The organism is Micromonospora sp. NPDC048894 (genome assembly GCF_040649765.1).
Lineage (GTDB): Bacteria > Actinomycetota > Actinomycetes > Mycobacteriales > Micromonosporaceae > Micromonospora > Micromonospora antibiotica.
Genome location: NZ_JBEZFY010000002.1, coordinates 455,528 through 474,123, shown reverse-complemented (window position 1 = coordinate 474,123; position 18,596 = coordinate 455,528). Strand labels below are relative to the sequence as shown.

Sequence of the window (18,596 nt, the reverse complement as noted above, 5' to 3'; positions counted from 1 at the left end):
CCAGGCCGCCACCGTCACCCCGCGAGCAGTTGGACGACCACCAGCACGGCGACCAGGTCCGGGCCGCGCAGCACCTGACGGACCAGGTCCACGGGCACCATCGCGAACGGCGTGTTCACCATCGCCCCGCCGTACCGCATGGGTGGGCGGGTGCCGGCCCAGAAGGCCGCCGCCACGACCCCGAGCAGCAGCACCGCGTCGAGCGGGACGGGCACCGGCCGCAGGGCGGGCAGGGTGGCCAGATACCAGAGGGTGGCGCCGACGCCCGGCACGACGAGATGCGTCAGCCGCAACAGGGCGTCGTTGCCGCCGAGGGACCGCCGCAGGCCCGGTGCGCGACTGACCGCGCGGAGCCCGCCGGTGAGCCCGCCCGTCGCCAGGTACGCCAGCACCAGGTGCGCGGGACCCGCGATCGACGGCAGCGCCACCGCGACGGCGTACATGGTCAGCAGCGCCCCGACCCAGCCGACGAGGGCACCCCGGCGGCGCGACAACCGGCGTACCTCTGCCTGGAGCAGCACCCGCAACCGACCACCGGCACGGAAGGGCCGCCCGCGCACCAGGCCGATCCCGCGCCACCGGCGGCTCTCCACCAGCGCGGCGAGCAGCGACGGATCCAGCAGCACGGCGGCGGTGGTGGCGGCGTTGGCGAACTGCGCGCCCGTGGTCAGCGCCGCCCGGTCCACCCGGGCGAGCCGCCGGTGCGCGCGGACGGTGGACGCCACCGCGACCGGCAGCAGCACCAGGCCGACGCCGGCGGTGAGCGGCACCGGCGGCAGCGGGAGGGACCACCCGGCGGCGTGCCCGAGCACCACCAGCACCGCGATCGTCGCCCCGGCGGCGGACAGACCGACGCCGAGCCGTCCCGCCCAGCGGGGTGTGGGGCGGACGCTCTGGGCGACGACGGCCCACCCGGTCGCGGTGGCCCCGCAGGTGAGGCCGGCCAACGCCGCCCAGCCCAGGTCGACGGGGCGGTCGAGGCCACCGGCGTACGCGGCTGCCACCGCCAGCAGCCCGACACCGATGGTGCCGCCGCCGACCAGGCCACCGAACCGGGGGAGCAGCCACGCCCGGCGGTCCACCGGTGAGCTGACCAACCAGGTCTGCGCGGCCGGGGTGACCAGCAGCGGCCCGGTCAGCCGCAGGCCCCACCAGGCGAGCCCGGCCCCTGCCGTCACCGCGGCGACGGCGATCCAGTACCTGTCGCCCGGGTCGGTCCGGGTCACCTGCGGGGCCGCCAGGTGGTCGCGGATCGCGGCGACCGCGAACCAGCCGTACAGGGCGACGAACAGGACCACGACGTAGGCGTCGGTGAGCACCTCGCCGAGCGAGCCGGGATGGTGGCGGCGGCGGGCCCGTCGCAGCCCGGCCCGCAGTTGCCGGGGCGTGGGCCCGACCACCGGTGGTGGGGAGGTCCTGGTCGACGTCACCTCAGCCGCCGATCTCGATCCGCCGGTCGGCGACCGCGTCGATCAGTTCGGTGTCGTGCGACGCCATCAGCACCGCCGTGCCGGCTGCCTTCTCCCGCAGCAGCCGCTGCGCCAGCCAGGCCCGGCCCCGGACGTCGAGGCGCTGCTCCGGTTCGTCGAGGACGAGCAACCGGCGCGGGCGTACGAAGCAGGAGGCGAGGGCGAGGCGGCGGCGCTGGCCGCTGGACAGGGTCGCCGGAAGCTGGTCGCGGGCCGGTTCGAGACCCAGCTCGGTGAGCACCTCCTCGACCGGGTCGGCGGTGCCGCCGTGGGCGTAGGCGAGCAGTTCGAGGTGTTCGACGACGGACAGGTCGGGAAAGAAGTCGATGTCGTCGAGGGCGGCGGCGACCGCCGCGCGGACCCGGGGGTCGGTCTCGTCGCAGCGTCGGCCGTCGAGCAGGACCTCGCCCTCGTCGGGGCGGTCCGCCCCGACGACGCAGCGCAGCAGGGTGGTCTTGCCGGAGCCGTTGGGCCCGACGACGACGGCGACCTGCCCCGCGTCGAGCTGGAAGCGCACGTCGTCGAGGACGACCAGCGCGCCGAACCGGCGGGTCAGCCCGCGTACGGCAAGTGTGCTCACAACCAGGCACTGTCGCACGCGGGCCGGTGTGGCCGTCGACCCGGTCCCGCCGCAGCGGTCAGCCCTTGACGGCGCCGATCAGCACACCCTTGATGAAATGCCGCTGGATGAACGGATAGACCGCGACGATCGGGGCGACGGTGAGCACGACCACCGCCATCTTGATCGCCTCGGTCGGTGGCATGGACACCCCGGTGCTGCCGCCGGAGGTGTGCGGGGCCTGGCCGGCCAGCAGGTAGCTCTGCAACACCCGCTGGATCGGGTACATGTCGTTGCGGTCGATGAACAGCAGCGCGTCGAACCAGACGTTCCAGTAGCTCACCGCGTAGAACAGCCCCACCACGGCGATGACCGCCCGGGACAGCGGCAGCACGATCCGCACCAGGGTACGGAAGTGGCTCGCCCCGTCGACCCGGGCGCTGTCCAGCAGTTCCTGCGGGATGGCCTGGAAGAAGCCGCGCACCACCACCAGGTTGAACACGCTGATCGCCGGCGGCAGGATCAGCGCCCAGATGGTGTCCTTGAGGCCCAGCCCGGTCACCACCAGGTATTTCGGCACCAACGGCGGGTACACCAGGAACGGGACCAGGAAGTAGATCAGCAGCCAGCGGTAGCCCACCGAACGCGGCTGGGACAACCCGTACGCGGCGAGGACGGTCACGGTCAACGCCAGCGTGCTGCCGATGACGGTGACCAGCGTGCTGATCCACAGCGCCCGGGTGACCGCCCCACCGGCGAAGATCGTCTCGTAGGCCGCGGTGTCGATGCCCCGGGGGATGACGACGATGCCGCCGGCCTCGGCGAGGGTCTCCCGGGAGGACAGGCTGGTCACCAGGATCACCCAGAGCGGGAAGAGCACACTGAGCACGAGCAGACCCAGGAAGGCGGCCTTGAACCCCTGGCCGATCCGGGTCGGTGGCTCCTCCCACACCGGCCGGCGGTCGCGCCCGGAGCGGGCCCGCAGTGCGACGGTCTCGGTCATTTCGAATAGATCCCTCGTTCGCCGAGCAGGTGGGCGACCCGGTTGGCGGCCAGGATCAGGCCCAGCCCGATCGCGGCCTTGAACAGCCCGGCCGCCGCGCCGTAGCCGTAGTTGCCGGTGGCGATGGAGAAGTGGTAGACGAAGGTGTCGAGCACCTCGGCGGCCTGCCGGCCCACCGCGTCACGTTGCAGCAGGAACTGTTCGAACCCGACCGAGAGCGCGTCGCCCAGCCGCAGGATGAGCAGCAGCACGATCACCGGGCGCAGGCCGGGCAGGGTGATGTGCCACAGCCGCCGCCACCGGCCGGCGCCGTCGGCCGCCGCCGCCTCGTAGAGGCTGGTGTCGATGGTGGACAGCGCGGCGAGGAAGACGATGGTCCCCCACCCGACGTCCTTCCAGACCGCCTCGGCGGTGACCAGGATGATGAAGGTGTCCGGGTTGGTCATCACGTTCCACGGCTGCATGCCGGCGTCGCGCATGGTCTGTGCGAGCAGGCCGGCGCCGCCGAGCATGGCGACGAAGAAGCTGACCACCAGCACCCAGCTGAAGAAGTGCGGCAGATAGACGACGGTCTGCACGAAGCCGCGCCACCGGCTGGAGAGCAGGTTGTGCAGCATGATCGCCAGGAAGATCGGCAGCGGGAAGAAGAAGACCAGCTGGAACGCGGTGATCGCCAGGGTGTTGCGCAGCGCTTCCCAGAAGGCCGAGTCCTCGAAGAGCAGTTGGAACTGGCCGAACCCGATCCAGTTGCTGCGCGCGAACGCCTGCAACGGGTTGTCGCCCAGGTAGGGGTTGTAGTCCTGGAAGGCGATGATGTTGCCCAGGATCGGCAGGTAGCTGAAGACCAGCAGGACGAGGAAGCCGGGCGTCACCATGACCAGCAGCTGCCAGTCCCGGGCGAGCCGGGTGCGCAGCGGCACCCGGCGACGGCGGGCGGGACGGCGCCCGCGTGGCGTCCCGGTGGGCCCGTCGGGCCGGGTCCGGTCGGACCCGGCCGCGACGGTGGTGTCGCGAGTGGTCATCGCCCGGCCTTGGGCAGGGACTTGGCGAGCAGTTCCCGCGCTTCCTCGCCCCCGTTGGCCTTCCACTCCTGCACGATGGCGTCGACGTCGGAGAGCGGCCGGCGGCCGCGCAGGAGGTCGGTGAACTTGTCCTCGGTGGGCACCTGGTTGGCCTTGTACGCGGCCGGCATCTCCAGCTTCACCCCGTCCCAGGGGTCCTTCTCCAGGAACTTCACCATGGCGTTGGAGTAGTTCAGGAGGTCCGGCACGTAGTTCGGGGTCTCCGGGTACGGGCCGATGGTGGGGTTGCGTCCGCTGATGAAGAAGTACTGGTTGGCGATCTCCTTGAACGCCAGGTCGGTCTTGACCGGCCCGTTCGGGGTGCTGTTGTGGTGCTTGCCCGCCAACCCGTAGTCGCGCAGCTGCGCCTCCTGCGAGCCCAGCGGCGCGGAGCACCAGTTCATGATCCGCAGCAGCTCCTCGACCCGCTCCTTGCCGAGTCCCTTCTTGACGAAGGTGAAGGAGATCGGCTCGTCGTCACCCCAGACCAGCGGGTCACCGCCGGTGGCCGAGAAGACCGGCACCGGCTGGATGTTCAGCTTGGGGTTGACCTTCTGGTGCTCGGCCTGGGCGCCCTGCCAGAAGCCCACCCCGTTGCGGGAGAAGACGATCGCGCCGTTCTTGGCGAACAGTTGGACGTTGTCCGCGCCCTTGCTGGCGACGATCTCGGGGTGGACCAGACCGTCCTTGTAGATCTTGGCCATCACCTCGACGGCCTGCCGGTACTCCGGGGTCTCGTACTTGAACTCCGGGGTCCCGTCGGCCTTCAGCCGCCAGCCCTGCTTGGAGGCCGGCACCTTGTGGTACATCTGGATCATCTCGAAGACGTTGTCGAACGCCCACACCTTCTTGGCCGGGTCGGTGACCTGCCTGGCCACGGTGAGCAGGTCGTCGAGTGACGCCGGCACCGCCAGCCCGCGCGCGTCGAGCAGGTCCTTGCGGGTGAACAACGCCCAGGGGAACGGCCCGTCGGTCGGGTTGGGCACGGCCATCAGCCGCTCGTTCCACAGCGAGTTGCGCCAGGCGCCGGTGGGGAACGAGGCCAGCATCGGGTACGCGTTGGCCGCGTCGCCCTTGAGGTAGTCGGTGAGGTCCTCGAAGAGCACCTTGATCGCCTCGGAGAAGCGCGGGATCTTCTGCACCTCCCAACCCGGCACGCAGAGCAGCTCCGGGACGTCCCGCGCGCCGAGCATCGCGTTGAGCTTGTCGGCGTAGGTGTTGCCGTCCTGGATGGTGAAGTTCACCGGCGTGCCCAGCTCGGCGTTGACCGCCTGGAGGTAGGCGTTCTGGGCGACCCCGGGTGGGGCCGGGCCCCAGGCCGGGGTCATCGCGGTGATCTCCTTGCCGCTGGTGCCGGGCCGCTCGGTGATCGCGTCGACCAGCGAGGTCGGGTACTTCGTGTAGCCGTCGGGCACCGGCCGGGTGCCGATGATGTCGGGCTTGATGCTCTGGGCGAGGTCCTTCTGCGTCGGCAGCAGGTTGGCGTACGCGTCCAGGTTCTGCGCGGCACCGGAGCCGGCCGGCTTCTCGGAGCACCCGGCGAGCAGCGGGCCGCCGGCGATGGCTGCCGTGCCGAGGCCGACCAGGCCGAGGAAGTGTCGGCGCGAGCCTGTCGAGCCGGGTTGCTGGGGTGTCATCGGTCCCCCTTCGAGAAGGGCTAGGTAGTGGGTTCGCAGGTTGGGGTAAAGCTAGTTGGTCTGGATGTTAAACAAACTAATGGACGGCGGGAGATTCCGACAAGAGGCATCGACGGTCGCCGTACCGGTACCGGCGGCGCGTCGGGTCGCCGTGACGTCGGCGTGCCCGCCGGGCCGAACCCCACCCGGAGACGACGAGCGGCCCCCGCACCCGCTACGTAGGCTGCCCGGATGAGCGCACCGTCCCGGATCCTGGTCTACGGGGTGTACGGCGCGGGAAAGTCGACCCTCGCGGCGGTGCTGGCCGACCGGTTGCGGTTGCCGTGGCACCCGGTCGACGACCTGCTGTGGCAACCCGGCTGGGTCGAGGTGCCGGTCGCCGAGCAGCGCAGCCGGATCATTGAGGTCTGCCGGGGCGACCGGTGGATCCTCGACGGGGCCTACCACGGGTGGCGGGACGTGCCCCTGGACCGCGCCGACCTGGTCGTCGCCCTGGACTACCCCCGCTGGCGTTCGTTCGGGCGGCTGCTGCGGCGTACCCTCCGCCGGCTGGCCACGGGGGAGGAGATCTGCAACGGTAACCGCGAGTCACTGGGCAGTGTGCTGTCCCGGGACTCGATCCTGGTGTGGCACGTCAGCGCGTTCGGTCGTGCCCGGCGGCGGATGCGGGCCTGGCAGGCCGACCCGTCGGGACCACCGGTGCTGCTGTTCCGCTCCCCGACCGAGCTGGACCGCTGGCTTGCCACACTGCCCCGACGGTGAGCGGCCGGGACAGGTGAGTGGCCGGGACGCCGCCGCGCCCCGGACCGTCGTCACTTGGGCGCGGGCCCGTTGTCCACGAACCGGAACACCGTTTCCAGGGGAGCGTCGCCGAGCTCCTCCAGGATCAACCCGCGCTGGTCGGAGTACTGGAGATAGGCGGAGTTGTTGCTGAGGGCGTAGGTCCGCTGGCCCCCCTCCGAGCTGTGCACCACGATCGAGAACAGTTGCCTCGGCTCGTCCGGCGAGCAGGCCGCCGCGACGACGGTGAGCGGGTCGGAACCCGCCGACCGGACCTGCCAGCAGTCCCGGTTACCGTCAGCGTTCGGTTCGGCGGTACGGACCAGATAGGTGCCGGACCCCTGGGGCACGAACACGAACAGGCTGCGCCCCTCGTCGCCGTCGACCTCGCCGAGACTGCCGTCGTCGAGCAGGGACACCACGGACTCCATCGCGGCGGACCGCAGGACGACGTAGCGGCGCTGTCCGAGCCGTAGCGGGTCGGTGGACGCCGAACTCTTCGACCCGCTGGGCGTGCCCCTGGGGGTGGCCCGGGGCGACCCGGACGTCGGATCCCCGGTGGTCGAGGTGTCCGGGGTCGGCCCGGTGGACGGGGTGGCCCCCGGTGTCGGGCCCGACGTCGTACCGCTCGGGCCGGCGGGCAGGGTGGTGCGCGCAGTGCCGGCGAGGTGCACCACGGTGGCACCGGCACCCACCGCCCCCAGCAGGGCGATGCCCAGCGCGGCGGTCGCGACGTGCCGACGCCGACGCCGGCTGTCACCGCGTCGACGGACCTCGGCGACGGTGGCGAGCCGACCGGTCTGCCCGGCCTGTCGGGCCAGCCCGCGCAGGGCCTCGTCGAGCATGTCGTCAGGCCCCATGGCTCCTCCCGGCCGCCGTCTGATGTCCGTCATCGCTCAGGTACCTGGCCAGGGCCTGGCGGCCCCGGGCCAACCGGGTCTTGACGGTGTTCGGATTCGCCCGGGTCTCCGCGGCGATCTCGGCCACGCTGAGGCCGACCAGATGATGCAGCACGATGGCCCGGCGCTGCTCGGAGGGGATGTGCCGTAACGCGTCGACCAGCACCACGTGGTCGACGGAGACCGGTTCCACCTGCTGTCCGGTCGCCTCCCGCCGGTGCGCCGTGACCCGGTTCACCGCCTTGCGCCACGCGCTCACCGCCACCCGGTAGGCGACCTTGCGTACCCACGCCTCCGGGCTGTCGCACTCCCGCACCGTCGCCCACCGGCTCCAGGCCCGGGCGTACGCCTCGGCCACCGCGTCCTCGGCCTCGGTACGGCTGCCGAGCATCGCGTACACCTGCCCCAGCACCCGTTGCGCCGACGAGGCGTAGAAGGCGTCGAACTCCTCGGCGTCACGCATCGATCACGCTCTCCACCTGACCGGTCGCCTCTGCACCCGCAGCGCCCGGCCCGGGGGCCGCCCCGCCCCGCGCGGGCCCGGTCGGATCGGACGGGACGTCGGTCCAGTCCGATCCGACCGGCCTGCCGTCAGCGGTTGGCGGGCGCCGGTCCGTTGTCGTTGAACCGGAAGCTGCTCGTCGGCGGGGCGTCACCCAGCTCCTCGAGGATGAGGCCGGAGCGTGCGGAGTCCCGCAGGAACGCCCCGGCGTTGCTGATCAGGTAGGACGGCGTGGTGCCGGTCGCGGCGAAGATCTCGAACTGCTGGCGGGGATCATCGGCGTTGCACGTGGCGGCCCGAACCTCCAACGGTTTGCTGTTGCCGGGATTATGCACCCGCCAGCAGAGCGGGCCGGCACTGGCCCGGGAGTACGACTTGACGAGGTACTTCTGCCCACCCAGCGGGGTCGGCACGAACAGCTGCCGGCCCTGGTCGTCGTCGACCTCGGCCAGCCGCCCGGAGTCGGTCAGCGACAGGCCGCTCTCGAACGCGCCGACCCGGACGATCGTGTACTGCCGGGTGCCGGTGAACCCGCGTGGGGCCCTGGTCGCCGTCGGCGGCGTGGCCGACAACCCCACCGGTACGCTGTCCGCCACGGCCGTGGTGTCCCGTTGCGCCGGGGCCGCCTGCCCACCGTCGGCCCCGGGTCGGGTGTCCACCGCACAGGCCGCCAGCGCCCCGGTCAGCGCCAGCAACCCGGCACCCGCGAGCCATCGTCTCATCGCCATTGTCCGCTCCTTCACCTGGGGACGTGGTCGGCAGGTCCGTCGTCGCACCGGCCCGGTGCCGACGTCGTTGCCCGACTCACCTCTCAGGACGTTCGGCGTGGCCGCCAGGTTTCAGCCCCACCCCACGATCTTTTCGGCACCGCCGACATCGTCCTGGCGGCGGGACCGGGGCGTCAGGCCCGCATGCCCGCATGCCCGCCCGGTCGCCCGGTCGCCCGGTCGCCCGGTCGCGGGTATCGTCGTCGGGTGCCCGAACTGATCGCACCTGCCGTCGAGCGGTACGACGCCTGGCGGGAGGCGCACCTGGAGTGGGGGCCGGGGCGGCACGAGGACGGCTTCGGGCTGCGCCCGTGCGACGAGGTGGACTCGCCGGACGGGTTCGCCGCCTGGGTGGCGCGGTTGACGCGACAGCCTGGTCCGGCCGGGCCAGCCGAGGTCGACCGCTGCACGTACCGCTGGATCGTCGCACACGAGCGGGTGCTCGGCGGGATCGCCCTGCGCCACGACCGCGACGAACACGCGCAGTGGGCCGGCCACCTCGGGTTCGGCATCCGCCCGTCCGCCCGGGGCCGTGGGCTGGCAAGTTGGGCGCTGGGCCGGATGCTCGACGAGGCGCGCGCGCTCGGGCGGGAACGGTTGCTGGTCGTCTGCGCAACCGGCAACGTCGCCTCGGCGCGGACGATCGAGCGGTGCGGCGGAGTCTTCGAGGGCATCGGGGAGACCCGGTTCGGTCCCACCCGACGCTACCGGATCACGCTGCACGGGTAGGGCCGGCGGCGTGCGGCGCGACACGCGGTGCCGGCCGACGGGCGGTGCCCGGCCGGCGACTTTGGGATGCTGTGACGGTCCAGCAAGTGATCCATCCGACTCGAAGGGACCTTTCCGATGGCAAAGGTCATCTCCACGCTTTTCATCTCGGCCGACGGCGTGGCCGAGATCGACCCCGACTGGCACTTCCCGTACTTCGACGACAACATGGGTCGGGCCGTCAGCGAGGACTACGACGCCGCCGACGTGCTCCTCATCGGCCGGGAGACCTACGACAGCTTCGCCGGGGCGTGGCCCGGCCGGGAGACGGCGGGCGGCGACGACGCGCCGTTTGCCAAGCAGCTCGGTGACCTGCGCAAGGTGGTCGTCTCGCGGCAGTCCCGGGAGTTTCCCTGGCGCAACTCCGAGCTGCTCGACGGCGATCTCCTCGAGGTCGTCGCCGCGCTCCGGAACGACGCCGGCATCGGTGGCGTCCTCATCCCCGGGTCGATCTCCGTGGTGCAGCAGCTGCTCGCCGCCGGGCTGGTCGACGAGCTGCGGCTGCTGGTGCACCCGGTGGCGGCGCGGAAGGGCCGCAGACTGTTCGACGACGGTGACGCGCCCTACCACCTGCGGGTGACGACGACGGAGGTGTTCCCGACCGGGGTGATCCGGGTGGTCTACGCGCCGGTCGAGACGCCCGCCCCGGCCGGCTACGACGAGGCCAAGGAGCAACTGCCCGCAGGGGAGTAGCCGCGCCCCGCGCGGGCCGCCTCGGCCGTCGTCACCCGCAGGTGGCACACCGCGCCACCATCGTCGCGTGGTGCCCGTCCGGCCGGTGGTCCGCGCGGCGACGCGGTCGGCGTACCGGCTAGGGGGTTGGTCCGGGCGGTTGCCGGTCCCGCTCGGCGGCGGTGACGCCGCCCCGCGCCCGCAGCCAGACGACCAGCTCGGTGGCGCCGCGCCGGACGGCCGCGTCCAGGGCGGTGCGGTGCTCCCACGGCGGTATCCAGTTGAGCCGGGCGCCCCGCTCCCACAGGTACCCGGCGCAGGACTGCCGGCCGCCGTGGCAGGCGCCCCAGAACGCCGCGTCGATCTCGTCGGCCGACGGCGGGACGACGTCGGTGCAGGCCCGCTCCACCCGGTCGAGCAGGCCGAGGGTGGCCGCGTCGGTGAGGGTGGTGCGGGCCCCCCGGACGACGAGCCGGTACGCCGCCCGCCACTGGGCGAAGGCCCGCGCGTCGGCGAGCGGCGTACCGCCGGCGATCACGCCCCCGGCAGCCTCGATGTCGGCACCCGCGTCCAGCAGGGCGTCGACGACGTCCACGTCGTCGCAGCTGGCCGCCCAGTGCAGCGGGGTCTCCCGGTGCGGTCCGACGAACCGGGCGTCGACGTCGCTGCCGGCGGCGACCAGGGCGGCCACGGTGGCCGCCCCGTGCGGAAACCGGCCCGGCCAGTCGGTGACGACGTGCAGCAGCGTGCGGGACGTCGCACCGGAGGCCCCACCGACGTGGTCGACGAGGTGCGCGGTGGCCAGCCCCGGATGTGCGGTAAGCAGCCGGCGCAGCGTGGTGAGGTCGCCGCTGCGGATCGCCCCGCTCGCCGTGACCGCCAGCGGGTCGTCGACCGCGAGCAGCAGGAGGTCACCCGTCACCTTGGCGACCCTACCTGCCGCCGGGGAGCAGCCGGTCCAACGGCCGGGGGACGTGCTCCAGATCGAGGGCGTGCACCAGTGCGGCGGCGTACCTCGCCTTACGGCCGCTGGTGGTGCCCAGGAACCGGCGTAGCTGCCGCTGCACGGACCGACCGCGCTGGGCGGGCTGGTTCTGGAAGACCCGGAATCTGGGCAGGTCGCCCTCGGTGTCCAGGACGTCCTCGACACCGGCGGGACCCAGCGCGCGGATCAGCTCGTCCTCCAGGTCGGCGACGCACACCGGGAAGCCGAGCGCCTCCATCGCGGGGCGGTTCAGGTCGACGCCGAGGCCGACCTGCTCCAGGCCGCGCCGGAACCACCCCTCCTCGGCCTCGTCGCAGAGACCCCGGACGGCCAGGCCGAGACCCGGCGGGCCGAGCAGCCGCAGGAACCGGCCGGCGCTCATCGCGCCCCCCATCGCCAGCACGCAGACGCCCTCGTCGGTGAGGTCGCGGCCACGCCGCACGGCCAACGCCTCGACCGCGCTCCGGTCACTGACCCCCTCGACGAGCACGACCGTGGCCACCACGTCACCGGCCAGGCGGCGGGCGGTCACCGCCGCCGCCGCCGCGTCCGCGCCACCGGCCGCCCAGGCGCCGACGGCGGCGCGGAAACGGTCGGGCTCTCGCACGGTGGCAGTCTCGCAACCACCGGCCGGGACTGCCACCGGGATTCGGCGGCGGTCGGCGGCCCGGATGATCACCCTTGCGGCCGGCGCTGCGAACCTGGTCCGACCCGCGGCGCGGTGAACTGGAGCCGCCACCGGGAGCCGTGCCGGCTGAGCCGCACCACCGCCAGCGGGGCGACGTCCAGTCGGGGCAACACGGCCGTCGGAAGTCGCAACGCGTGCACGATCGCCACCCGGACCACCATCGGATGGGTCACCGCGGCGATCCGGACACCCGGGGCGAGCCGACCGTCGAGCCAGCCCCCGACCCGGTCGCGCAGTGCGGCGAGGGACTCCCCGCCGTGCGGTGCCGCCCCGGGGTCCTCCCACCACTGCCGCAACGCCTCGGGCTCCCGCGCCCCCACGTCCGCCAGGCTCCGCCCGGCCCAGGCGGCGTAGTCGCAGTCCGCCAACGCGGCCTCGACGGTGGGATGCAACCCGAGGGCGTACGCGGTCTGCGCCGCTGCCGCCGCCGGGCTGGTCAGACAGACGTCCACCCGGCCCAGAGGGGTGCGCCGGTCAGGGCCGACGAGGGCGAGAGCGGCCTGCCGGCCGCCCTCGTCCAGGTCGTCGTCACCCGCGCCGAACACCGCCTGCCGCAGGGCGGCGGTGTGCGCGTGGGCGACCAGCCGCAGGCTGGTCGTGCTCACGGGTGAGCCGGTGTGCCCTGACCGATCGCCGGCTCACCGGGGCGGTCGCCTGCGTGCCGCTCGCTCTTCGGCCGTCCGCCGCCCCGACTCATCAGGGCGCTGAACAGCAGGCCGATCGCGGTCCAGAGCACCACCTGGGTGCCGAGCGAGGCCAACCGGAAGTTCCACAGCAGGGTCGCCGGGAAGTCGTCCGGAACCTCCTGGAACGACGGCAGGACCACATAGCCGACGACGGCGACCAGGAGGAATCCGCCGACGCCCGCCCCGAACCGTTGCCAGACCGGCGCGTCGGCGCGCACCGACCGGTAGCCGAGGGTGCCCGCCCAGACCGCCACCAGGCCGAGGACCACCAGCGCCAGGTAGGCGACGGTGCGCTGGTCGATGGTGTCGGGATCACCGACCGCCGGTGGATTGGCCGGGTACTTCCCGAACGGCACGAGCACCGCGCCGACCAGGGTGCCACCGGCGAGCAGCAGCACCGACCGGCCGTCGTCCGTGCTGCGCAGGCGACGGCGCAGCAGCACGTACGCCGTCGCCAACAGGCCGCCCATCGCGGTCCCGAACAGCCCGGTGGCCAGGAACAGGCCGGCCCGCTGCCCGCCCCGACCGACCAGGTCGTCCGCGTGGTGGTCGTCGGCCACCGGCCCGGTGTGGGTGGCCGACTCCTCGATCGCGATGGCCGCCTCGATGCGCGGCTCACCGACGAGATAGCCGAACGCCCCCGCGAGCAGGCCGGCGACGAGACCGGCGAGTAGACCGCGGAGCAGGACGGTCGCGAACGTGGGTGGACTGTGGGGTGTGGTCAGTGGCACGGGACACCGAGCAGGTGCCGCCCGTCGTGCATGAGTTCGTGCAGGTACATGCCGCTGCGCGAGATCGCGCCCTGATCGAAGGCGACCAGGTAGGTGAGCAGGAGGAGTACGCCGACGACGACCAGGGCCGTCCCCCACACGCGGGCGGACCCGACGGGTTGCACCAGCGACTGGGTGGGAGTGGAACTCGACATGGGACACGAACCTTCCCGGGGATGACGCGTCCCCATCGCAAGGCTGCGGACGACCGAGCGTCCTGGCTCGTGGCACCGTCGACGACGGGACCGCTCACAGTGGCGCGACCGCGCCGGAATCTCACCGGCTTACCTCGCGACGCCGCAGATAGTAGGTCGACCGTAACGGCGCGACCCCCGACTGGTCAATCGTCACCCTGACGAATGTGAGCCACCCCGGGCGGAAGCCCGACGCCTTTGACGGGTCGACGGTCCCGGCCGGCCGTCGCGCGACAACCGGCCGGGACCGGTCATCGACCGGCGGGTGCGGGTGACGTGGGGGTGGTGGTGCGCCGACGCCGTCGCGAGGTCGCGCCCAGGACGACGTCGATGGTGAGGAAGGCCAGGAGGGTGAGCCCGAACAGGGGCAGCGCCCAGCCGATCGCCACCGTCGACGGCACGCCGACGAGCAGGACCCACCGCGGTACGGCCCGCACGCCGCCCCGGGCCGGTGGGGTGCCGACGAGCGCGCGCCGGTCGGTGCGGGTGGGTCGCCGTTGCCACCACATGCGGTAGCCCCACACGATGACGCAGAGCAGCCCGAGAGCCAGCGCGGCGAGCAGGAGTTGGTTGACCGGGCCGAAGAGCACGCCCATGTGGGCCTGGATGCCGAGACCACTGAGCTTGGCCAGCAGCGGCCAGTCGGCGAAGTCGCTGCGGGCGGTGACCGTGGTCGTGGCGGGGTCGACGGCGACCCGGTCCTTCGCGACCGGCCAGGTGTTGTCGACCTGGGTGACCGTCCAGGCTGAGCCCGGCTCCGCAGCCGGGGCGATCTCGACCGGGCCGACCAGCCCGGCCGTCCGGGCGGCGGTCAGCACCCGGTCGAAGGCGGCCGACTCGACCACCCCGCCCGCCCCGGACGCACCGTGGTGACCACCGCCGTCGGCATCGGCCGGGTCGCTCGGCGTCGCGGTGAGGGCGGTGGACAGCAGCGGGGCGCGGGCGTCGAGGGAGTCGAGGCCGGCGCCGAAGTTCGCTCCGGCGTACCGGGACCAGGTCAACCCAGTCGCCGAGAGGAACAACAGGCCGACGGTGAGCCAGACCCCGAGGGTGGCATGCCAGCCCCGGGTCCGGCGGACCCCCCGGGCGGCGGACAGGTCCGGCACGAGCAGGTGCCGCACGGTGGCCCGGGAGGCCCGGCGGCGTCGCCACCACAGCACGACCCCTCCCAGCGCGATGATCCACAGCCAACTCGCGGCCAGCTCCGAGTAGTGCCGGCCGACCTCCCCGAGGTGCAGGTTGCGGTGCAGGTCGTCCAGCCAGGTGGTGGCCGGGGTGGACCCGAACCAGGTGGTCAGCTGCCCCTGCACCCGTGCCGTGTACGGGTCGACGTACACGGTGTGCTGCTTCTCCCCGTACTCCGGGGCCGCGAACACCACCCTCGTGGCCTGGTCACCCGTTCCCGGCTGCACCGAGGCGACACCGCCTTCGGGGTGGGCGTTGCGGGCCGCCCCGACCTGGTCGGCCACCGGTAGTGGCCGCTCACCCACCTCGGCCACCGTCATCCGGTCGCCGTAGAGCACCCCGTCCACCTGCGGCGCGACCGTGTACGCCAACCCGGTCAGCGCGGCGACCACCAGGAACGGCGCGACCAGCACACCCGCGTAGAAGTGCAACCGCAGCAGCAACGCGCCGAACGGGGAACCACCCCGGGTGGACCGGACGGGCGGGTCGGCGGGTGGGGCGGGTTCCGGCCTCGACGGGCCGGGCAACTCAGTGACAGACATACTCATCCGATCGAGATCGTCGGGAGGTACCCGATGGTCGTCCCGTGCCTACGGGCGGATCAGCCCGCGTTCGTGGTGCCGGCGTCGCGCCGGCCCGCCCTCAGCGGCGTGCCGACCGGCGTCGCCACCGGAGCGCGCCCGCCGCCACCGCCAGCGCGGCCACCGCGCCGCCGGCCACGCCCAGGACCGTGCCCCGGCCGCCGTCGTCGTCCCCGGCCGGGGCCGCGGCGGTGGCGGCGGCCGGGGGGGCCGACGCGGTGCTGGGGGCGACGGTCGGCGCGGCGGGGTCGGCCACGGTGAACGGGTACGACCCCTGCACCGGGTGCCCGTCGGCGGACACCACCCGGTACGCGACGGTGTACGTCCCGTTGGGCAGGGTGTCCGTCACCTGGACGGTGCTCTTCGTCCCGTCGACCACCGGATCGCCGGTGGGGACGCGTCGTTTCGTCCCGTCGGTGAGCACGATGGTGGTGAAGGCCGGGTCCAGCCGGGCCAGGAACTCGAGCGTGATCTCGGTGGGCGCGCGGGACAGGGTCGCCTCCCGAGCCGGTGAGGCCGAGGTGAGGCTGTTGTGTGCCCAGGCCGGCGTTGCGGCGACGAGGAGCGCCAGCGCGGCGGCCAGCAGCGCGGCGGCGAGCCGGCAGGTCGAGGTGATCATGACGCTCTACCGGGCCGGCTCATCCGAGCACCTGCTGACCGATCCAGCCGTCGGGTGGGCAGCCGGGCGGGACGGCGAACACGGCGGAGCCGATCGGGGTGGTCCATTCGTTGAGCAGGTCCCGGTCGGCGAGTCGTCGTTGGATCGGCAGGAACTGGGTGGTGATGTCGGCCTGGTAGGCGGCGAAGATCAGTCCACTGTCGGCGTGCCCCTGCGGGGTGGGTGTGCCGTCGTAGTTGTAGGGCCGGCGCAGGATCTTCAGCCGGTCGTCGGTGACGTGTGCCCGGGTGAGGTGGGAGAAGTCCGGGATGACGGTGAGGCCGTCGTCGCCGGTGGCGGCGAAGTTGGGTTCGTCGTGTTCGGCGGTGCCGGTGAGCGGGGCGCCGGTGTCGAGGCGGCGGCCGATGGCGAGTTCCCGGTCGGTGCGGCCGAGCAGGTCCCAGGTCTCCAGGTTCATGCTGATCCTGCGGACCACGAGGGTGGTGCTGTCCTTGAGCCAGGCCGGGCCGTCGGGCACCCACACGGCGGTGTCCGACGGTGGGCCGGGGCGAGGGTTGGCGGTGCCGTCGAGCTGACCGAACAGGTTGCGTTGGGTGTGGCCGGCCGGCTCGACGCCGGGGCTGCGCCGGAAGCCCTGCTGCACCCAACGGACGGTGGCGAAGGGCCGGCTGTCCTTGATCAGTACCCGTTGGGCGTGGGCGACGGTGACCGCGTCGTCGGCGCAGATCTGCACCAGTAGGTCCCCACCGGACCAGGCCGGCTGGAGCCGGTCGACACGGAACGCCGGCAGGTCCACCACGGACGGCGGCCGGCGGTCGTCGACGCCTGCGGCCCGGTAGAGGCCGGGGCCGAAACCGAAGGTCACGGTGAGCCGGGCGGGCAGCAACCCGAGTTCCGCCTCGGTGTCGGCCAGCGCCGGCCGGCCCTGGGTGAGCCGGGCGGCGTCGTCGCTGAGCAGCCGCAGCAACCGGCCCAGCGCCGCCCGGTCGGTGCCCGGTCGCAGGGTGAACGCGACGAAGGCACCGTGCGCCTGTGGCTCGGTGGTGACCCCGGCCTGCCGGGGACCGTGGAACGGCTCGACCAGCGCACCGACGGCCGCCACCGGGCTCGGCGCAGCCGTCGCAGGCGGGCCACCGGCCTGGTCACCGGTAGCGGCGGCGACCACCGCCGCGCCGGCCACCGCGCCACCCGCAGCCAACGCCCCACCGGCGAGCAGACCCCGCCGGCTCACCGCCCGGGCGGGCGGGGTCGTGGTCACGACGCCGGACTCGTCGTCGGCTGCCCGCTCATGCTCGGCATGGGGGCGCCGTGGTCGGGGGCGTAGCTCTCCTGCGCGCCGGTGAACGGCTTCGCCACGGCGGTGAACTGCTGGGTCCGACCATCGCCGAAGGTGAGGGTCACGGTGAGGGCGTCACCGGCCCGCACCGGCTGACGCAGGTCCATCAGCATCAGGTGATCACCGCCGGGCTCCAGGACATGGGTGCCCTTCGCCTTGATCACGATGCCGCCCTCCTTCTGTCGCATGACCATCTTTCCGTCCTTCATGGTCATCTCGTGCAGCTCCATCGGCGACACCGACGTCGTGGCACCGGTGAGCGTCACGTCGGCGTCGCCGCTGTTGACCAGGGTCGCGAAGGCCGCCGTCATGCCCTTGTCGGCCGCCTTCACCCACGGGTCGCGAATGTCGACCACCCCCGTGACCGCGCTCGCCGGGGCCGAGGCGCTCGACTGCGGAGCTGCGGCCGGATCGGCCGGGCCGCAGCCGGCGGTGCCGAGCGCCAGCAGCGCTGCGGCGGTGGTGGCGAGGACGACCGACGGGCGTCGATACGAGCCGAGTGGACGGGTGGGGCGCATGGGTTCTTCCTCCGTTGTGCTGGTGCTCTGTCCCGTTGGTCGGTCACCGGGCCCTGGAAGTTCCGGCCGGTCGGCATCGACGTTTCGTGGTCGGTCAGGCCGCCGACCGGTCGCGGATCCGCGCCGAACCGACGTGCGGCGGCACCAGGCGCAGGGGCGGCGTGGCGGTCGGTACGTCGTGCGCGGCCAGCCGCCACGCGGGACGGTCGCGCTGGTCGCGGCCCGCCGGCCCGTCGGGTCGCAGTCGGGGTCGGGACAGGGCGACCACGATCAGGTAACCGGTGAGCAGGAAACCGTGACTGACCAGCCGGGGCGGTTCCACCCGCCCGGTGACCAGGTCGTTGGCCGAGAGCAGCACCAGGGCCCCGACGAAGGCGCTCAGGGTCGGCAGGAGCCCGCTGGTCGGGGTGCGCCGGGCCGCGACGAACAGGAAACCCGCGCCGACGGCGATGTTCCAGGCGGCGGACTCGTGCCACAGGTGCCCGGAGGTCAGCGTGTCGAGCGCGCCGTGGGCGTGACCGGCAGCCGGGCCCCGCCCGACCTGGGCCAGTCCCAGCACCAGTTGCAGTGCGCCGATGAGGGCCAGCCCGGTGCGCAGGGCGAACACGAGCCGGTCGCGGAGCCGGCGGGGTGCGGGGAGCGCGGCCAGGACGGCGTCGGTGAGATCGGGGCCGGGCACCGCCCGACGCCGCCGGCCGGGGGCGGGGGCGGAGAGGGCCAGTCGGGACCGTCTGGTCACCGTCGCGGCCTGGTCACACCAGTCCCGGCAGCCCGTGCACCCGTCCAGGTGGGCGTCGACCGCGATCCGCTCGGCGGGGGTCTCCTCGCCGTCCAGCTGCGCCGACAGGATCTCACGCCACTGCTCACACCCCATGTACCGGTAGTCGGACCGGGGTGCCCGCTGGTTCCCGTGGACC

The 18,596-nt window shown here is 73.2% G+C and carries 21 protein-coding genes and 1 riboswitch; of the genes, 3 read left to right on the top strand and 18 right to left on the bottom strand.

Annotated features, from left to right (window positions below; all coding sequences use genetic code 11):
- Positions 1-14: 14 nt before the first annotated feature.
- Genes AB0C22_RS05995 through AB0C22_RS05975 form a run of 5 tightly spaced genes read right to left on the bottom strand, consistent with a single transcriptional unit; the run spans position 15 to position 5,729 of the window.
- A complete protein-coding gene (locus tag AB0C22_RS05995; protein ID WP_357533767.1) occupies positions 15-1,430 on the bottom strand; it encodes a DUF6297 family protein in 1,416 nt (471 codons plus the stop codon).
- Position 1,431: 1 nt separating this feature from the next.
- Positions 1,432-2,049, bottom strand: a complete 618-nt coding sequence (gene ccmA / locus AB0C22_RS05990; protein WP_307799071.1) for a heme ABC exporter ATP-binding protein CcmA — start codon at positions 2,047-2,049, stop codon at positions 1,432-1,434.
- 58 nt (positions 2,050-2,107) lie between these two features.
- Positions 2,108-3,031 carry a carbohydrate ABC transporter permease gene (locus tag AB0C22_RS05985; RefSeq protein ID WP_357533764.1) on the bottom strand — a complete coding sequence of 308 codons (924 nt, stop codon included), beginning with the start codon at positions 3,029-3,031 and terminating at the stop codon, positions 2,108-2,110.
- Positions 3,028-4,053 (bottom strand): ABC transporter permease subunit, encoded by a 1,026-nt coding sequence (locus AB0C22_RS05980; RefSeq protein ID WP_357533762.1) that lies wholly within the window; start codon positions 4,051-4,053, stop codon positions 3,028-3,030. The genes AB0C22_RS05985 and AB0C22_RS05980 overlap by 4 nt, the downstream gene beginning before the upstream one ends.
- Complete coding sequence (locus AB0C22_RS05975; protein WP_219461303.1) at positions 4,050-5,729, bottom strand: extracellular solute-binding protein; 1,680 nt, start codon at positions 5,727-5,729, stop codon at positions 4,050-4,052. The genes AB0C22_RS05980 and AB0C22_RS05975 overlap by 4 nt, the downstream gene beginning before the upstream one ends.
- 231 nt (positions 5,730-5,960) lie before the next feature.
- Here AB0C22_RS05975 and AB0C22_RS05970 point away from each other — a divergent pair, with 231 nt between their 5' ends.
- On the top strand, positions 5,961-6,491 hold the full coding sequence (locus tag AB0C22_RS05970) for an adenylate kinase (RefSeq protein WP_219461306.1): 531 nt from the start codon (positions 5,961-5,963) through the stop codon (positions 6,489-6,491).
- A 50-nt stretch (positions 6,492-6,541) separates the two neighbouring features.
- Here AB0C22_RS05970 and AB0C22_RS05965 read toward each other — a convergent pair whose 3' ends face one another.
- The 3 genes from AB0C22_RS05965 to AB0C22_RS05955 form a co-directional block, all read right to left on the bottom strand.
- Positions 6,542-7,369, bottom strand: coding sequence for a hypothetical protein (locus tag AB0C22_RS05965; RefSeq protein ID WP_357533759.1), 828 nt, complete (start codon positions 7,367-7,369; stop codon positions 6,542-6,544).
- On the bottom strand, positions 7,359-7,871 hold the full coding sequence (locus tag AB0C22_RS05960) for a sigma-70 family RNA polymerase sigma factor (RefSeq protein ID WP_357533757.1): 513 nt from the start codon (positions 7,869-7,871) through the stop codon (positions 7,359-7,361). Before AB0C22_RS05960 ends, AB0C22_RS05965 begins: the two co-directional genes overlap by 11 nt.
- A gap of 128 nt (positions 7,872-7,999) precedes the next feature.
- The gene (locus tag AB0C22_RS05955; protein ID WP_219461313.1) at positions 8,000-8,638 is read right to left on the bottom strand and encodes a hypothetical protein; all 639 of its coding nucleotides are present in this window, start codon (positions 8,636-8,638) and stop codon (positions 8,000-8,002) included.
- Positions 8,639-8,884: 246 nt separating this feature from the next.
- Between AB0C22_RS05955 and AB0C22_RS05950 the strand changes: the two genes are divergently transcribed.
- Together AB0C22_RS05950 and AB0C22_RS05945 are read left to right on the top strand one after the other, a co-directional pair.
- The gene (locus AB0C22_RS05950; RefSeq protein WP_357533754.1) at positions 8,885-9,406 is read left to right on the top strand and encodes a GNAT family N-acetyltransferase; all 522 of its coding nucleotides are present in this window, start codon (positions 8,885-8,887) and stop codon (positions 9,404-9,406) included.
- Between the two features lie 117 nt (positions 9,407-9,523).
- Positions 9,524-10,138, top strand: coding sequence for a dihydrofolate reductase family protein (locus AB0C22_RS05945; protein WP_357533753.1), 615 nt, complete (start codon positions 9,524-9,526; stop codon positions 10,136-10,138).
- 118 nt (positions 10,139-10,256) lie between these two features.
- On the opposite strand, the gene AB0C22_RS05940 is transcribed toward AB0C22_RS05945, so the two are convergent.
- The 10 genes from AB0C22_RS05940 to AB0C22_RS05895 all read right to left on the bottom strand — a co-directional run bounded on the left by AB0C22_RS05940 (position 10,257) and on the right by AB0C22_RS05895 (position 18,553).
- Positions 10,257-11,039 carry an ankyrin repeat domain-containing protein gene (locus AB0C22_RS05940; protein ID WP_357533751.1) on the bottom strand — a complete coding sequence of 261 codons (783 nt, stop codon included), beginning with the start codon at positions 11,037-11,039 and terminating at the stop codon, positions 10,257-10,259.
- A 10-nt stretch (positions 11,040-11,049) separates the two neighbouring features.
- Entirely contained in the window at positions 11,050-11,709 is a 660-nt protein-coding gene (locus AB0C22_RS05935; RefSeq protein WP_357533749.1) for a TOPRIM nucleotidyl transferase/hydrolase domain-containing protein, read from the bottom strand.
- A gap of 68 nt (positions 11,710-11,777) precedes the next feature.
- Positions 11,778-12,395: a histidine phosphatase family protein gene (locus AB0C22_RS05930; RefSeq protein ID WP_357533747.1), complete on the bottom strand. Its 618-nt coding sequence runs from the start codon at positions 12,393-12,395 to the stop codon at positions 11,778-11,780.
- Positions 12,392-13,207 (bottom strand): CbtA family protein, encoded by an 816-nt coding sequence (locus AB0C22_RS05925; protein ID WP_219461329.1) that lies wholly within the window; start codon positions 13,205-13,207, stop codon positions 12,392-12,394. The genes AB0C22_RS05930 and AB0C22_RS05925 overlap by 4 nt, the downstream gene beginning before the upstream one ends.
- Entirely contained in the window at positions 13,198-13,401 is a 204-nt protein-coding gene (locus tag AB0C22_RS05920) for a CbtB-domain containing protein (RefSeq protein ID WP_208566216.1), read from the bottom strand. The genes AB0C22_RS05925 and AB0C22_RS05920 overlap by 10 nt, the downstream gene beginning before the upstream one ends.
- A 60-nt stretch (positions 13,402-13,461) precedes the next feature.
- Positions 13,462-13,530: riboswitch (cobalamin riboswitch) on the bottom strand.
- Between the two features lie 161 nt (positions 13,531-13,691).
- The gene (locus AB0C22_RS05915; protein ID WP_357533744.1) at positions 13,692-15,173 is read right to left on the bottom strand and encodes a PepSY domain-containing protein; all 1,482 of its coding nucleotides are present in this window, start codon (positions 15,171-15,173) and stop codon (positions 13,692-13,694) included.
- Between the two features lie 94 nt (positions 15,174-15,267).
- Positions 15,268-15,825 (bottom strand): copper resistance CopC family protein, encoded by a 558-nt coding sequence (locus tag AB0C22_RS05910; protein WP_357533742.1) that lies wholly within the window; start codon positions 15,823-15,825, stop codon positions 15,268-15,270.
- A gap of 19 nt (positions 15,826-15,844) precedes the next feature.
- Positions 15,845-17,056, bottom strand: a complete 1,212-nt coding sequence (locus tag AB0C22_RS05905) for a Dyp-type peroxidase (protein WP_219469933.1) — start codon at positions 17,054-17,056, stop codon at positions 15,845-15,847.
- Positions 17,057-17,079: 23 nt separating this feature from the next.
- The gene (locus tag AB0C22_RS05900) at positions 17,080-17,679 is read right to left on the bottom strand and encodes a copper chaperone PCu(A)C (RefSeq protein WP_357533740.1); all 600 of its coding nucleotides are present in this window, start codon (positions 17,677-17,679) and stop codon (positions 17,080-17,082) included.
- Between the two features lie 94 nt (positions 17,680-17,773).
- Positions 17,774-18,553, bottom strand: a complete 780-nt coding sequence (locus AB0C22_RS05895; RefSeq protein WP_357533738.1) for a zf-HC2 domain-containing protein — start codon at positions 18,551-18,553, stop codon at positions 17,774-17,776.
- Positions 18,554-18,596: the final 43 nt, after the last annotated feature.

Coding starts and splice junctions, on each gene's coding strand:
- AB0C22_RS05985 (WP_357533764.1), bottom strand. CDS start 3,031: ATGACCGAGACCGTCGCACTGCGGGCCCGCTCCGGGCGCGACCGCCGG.
- AB0C22_RS05975 (WP_219461303.1), bottom strand. CDS start 5,729: ATGACACCCCAGCAACCCGGCTCGACAGGCTCGCGCCGACACTTCCTC.
- AB0C22_RS05970 (WP_219461306.1), top strand. CDS start 5,961: ATGAGCGCACCGTCCCGGATCCTGGTCTACGGGGTGTACGGCGCGGGA.
- AB0C22_RS05955 (WP_219461313.1), bottom strand. CDS start 8,638: ATGGCGATGAGACGATGGCTCGCGGGTGCCGGGTTGCTGGCGCTGACC.
- AB0C22_RS05900 (WP_357533740.1), bottom strand. CDS start 17,679: ATGCGCCCCACCCGTCCACTCGGCTCGTATCGACGCCCGTCGGTCGTC.
- AB0C22_RS05960 (WP_357533757.1), bottom strand. CDS start 7,871: ATGCGTGACGCCGAGGAGTTCGACGCCTTCTACGCCTCGTCGGCGCAA.
- AB0C22_RS05910 (WP_357533742.1), bottom strand. CDS start 15,825: ATGATCACCTCGACCTGCCGGCTCGCCGCCGCGCTGCTGGCCGCCGCG.
- AB0C22_RS05915 (WP_357533744.1), bottom strand. CDS start 15,173: ATGAGTATGTCTGTCACTGAGTTGCCCGGCCCGTCGAGGCCGGAACCC.
- AB0C22_RS05920 (WP_208566216.1), bottom strand. CDS start 13,401: ATGTCGAGTTCCACTCCCACCCAGTCGCTGGTGCAACCCGTCGGGTCC.
- AB0C22_RS05895 (WP_357533738.1), bottom strand. CDS start 18,553: ATGGGGTGTGAGCAGTGGCGTGAGATCCTGTCGGCGCAGCTGGACGGC.
- AB0C22_RS05980 (WP_357533762.1), bottom strand. CDS start 4,053: ATGACCACTCGCGACACCACCGTCGCGGCCGGGTCCGACCGGACCCGG.
- AB0C22_RS05965 (WP_357533759.1), bottom strand. CDS start 7,369: ATGGGGCCTGACGACATGCTCGACGAGGCCCTGCGCGGGCTGGCCCGA.
- AB0C22_RS05945 (WP_357533753.1), top strand. CDS start 9,524: ATGGCAAAGGTCATCTCCACGCTTTTCATCTCGGCCGACGGCGTGGCC.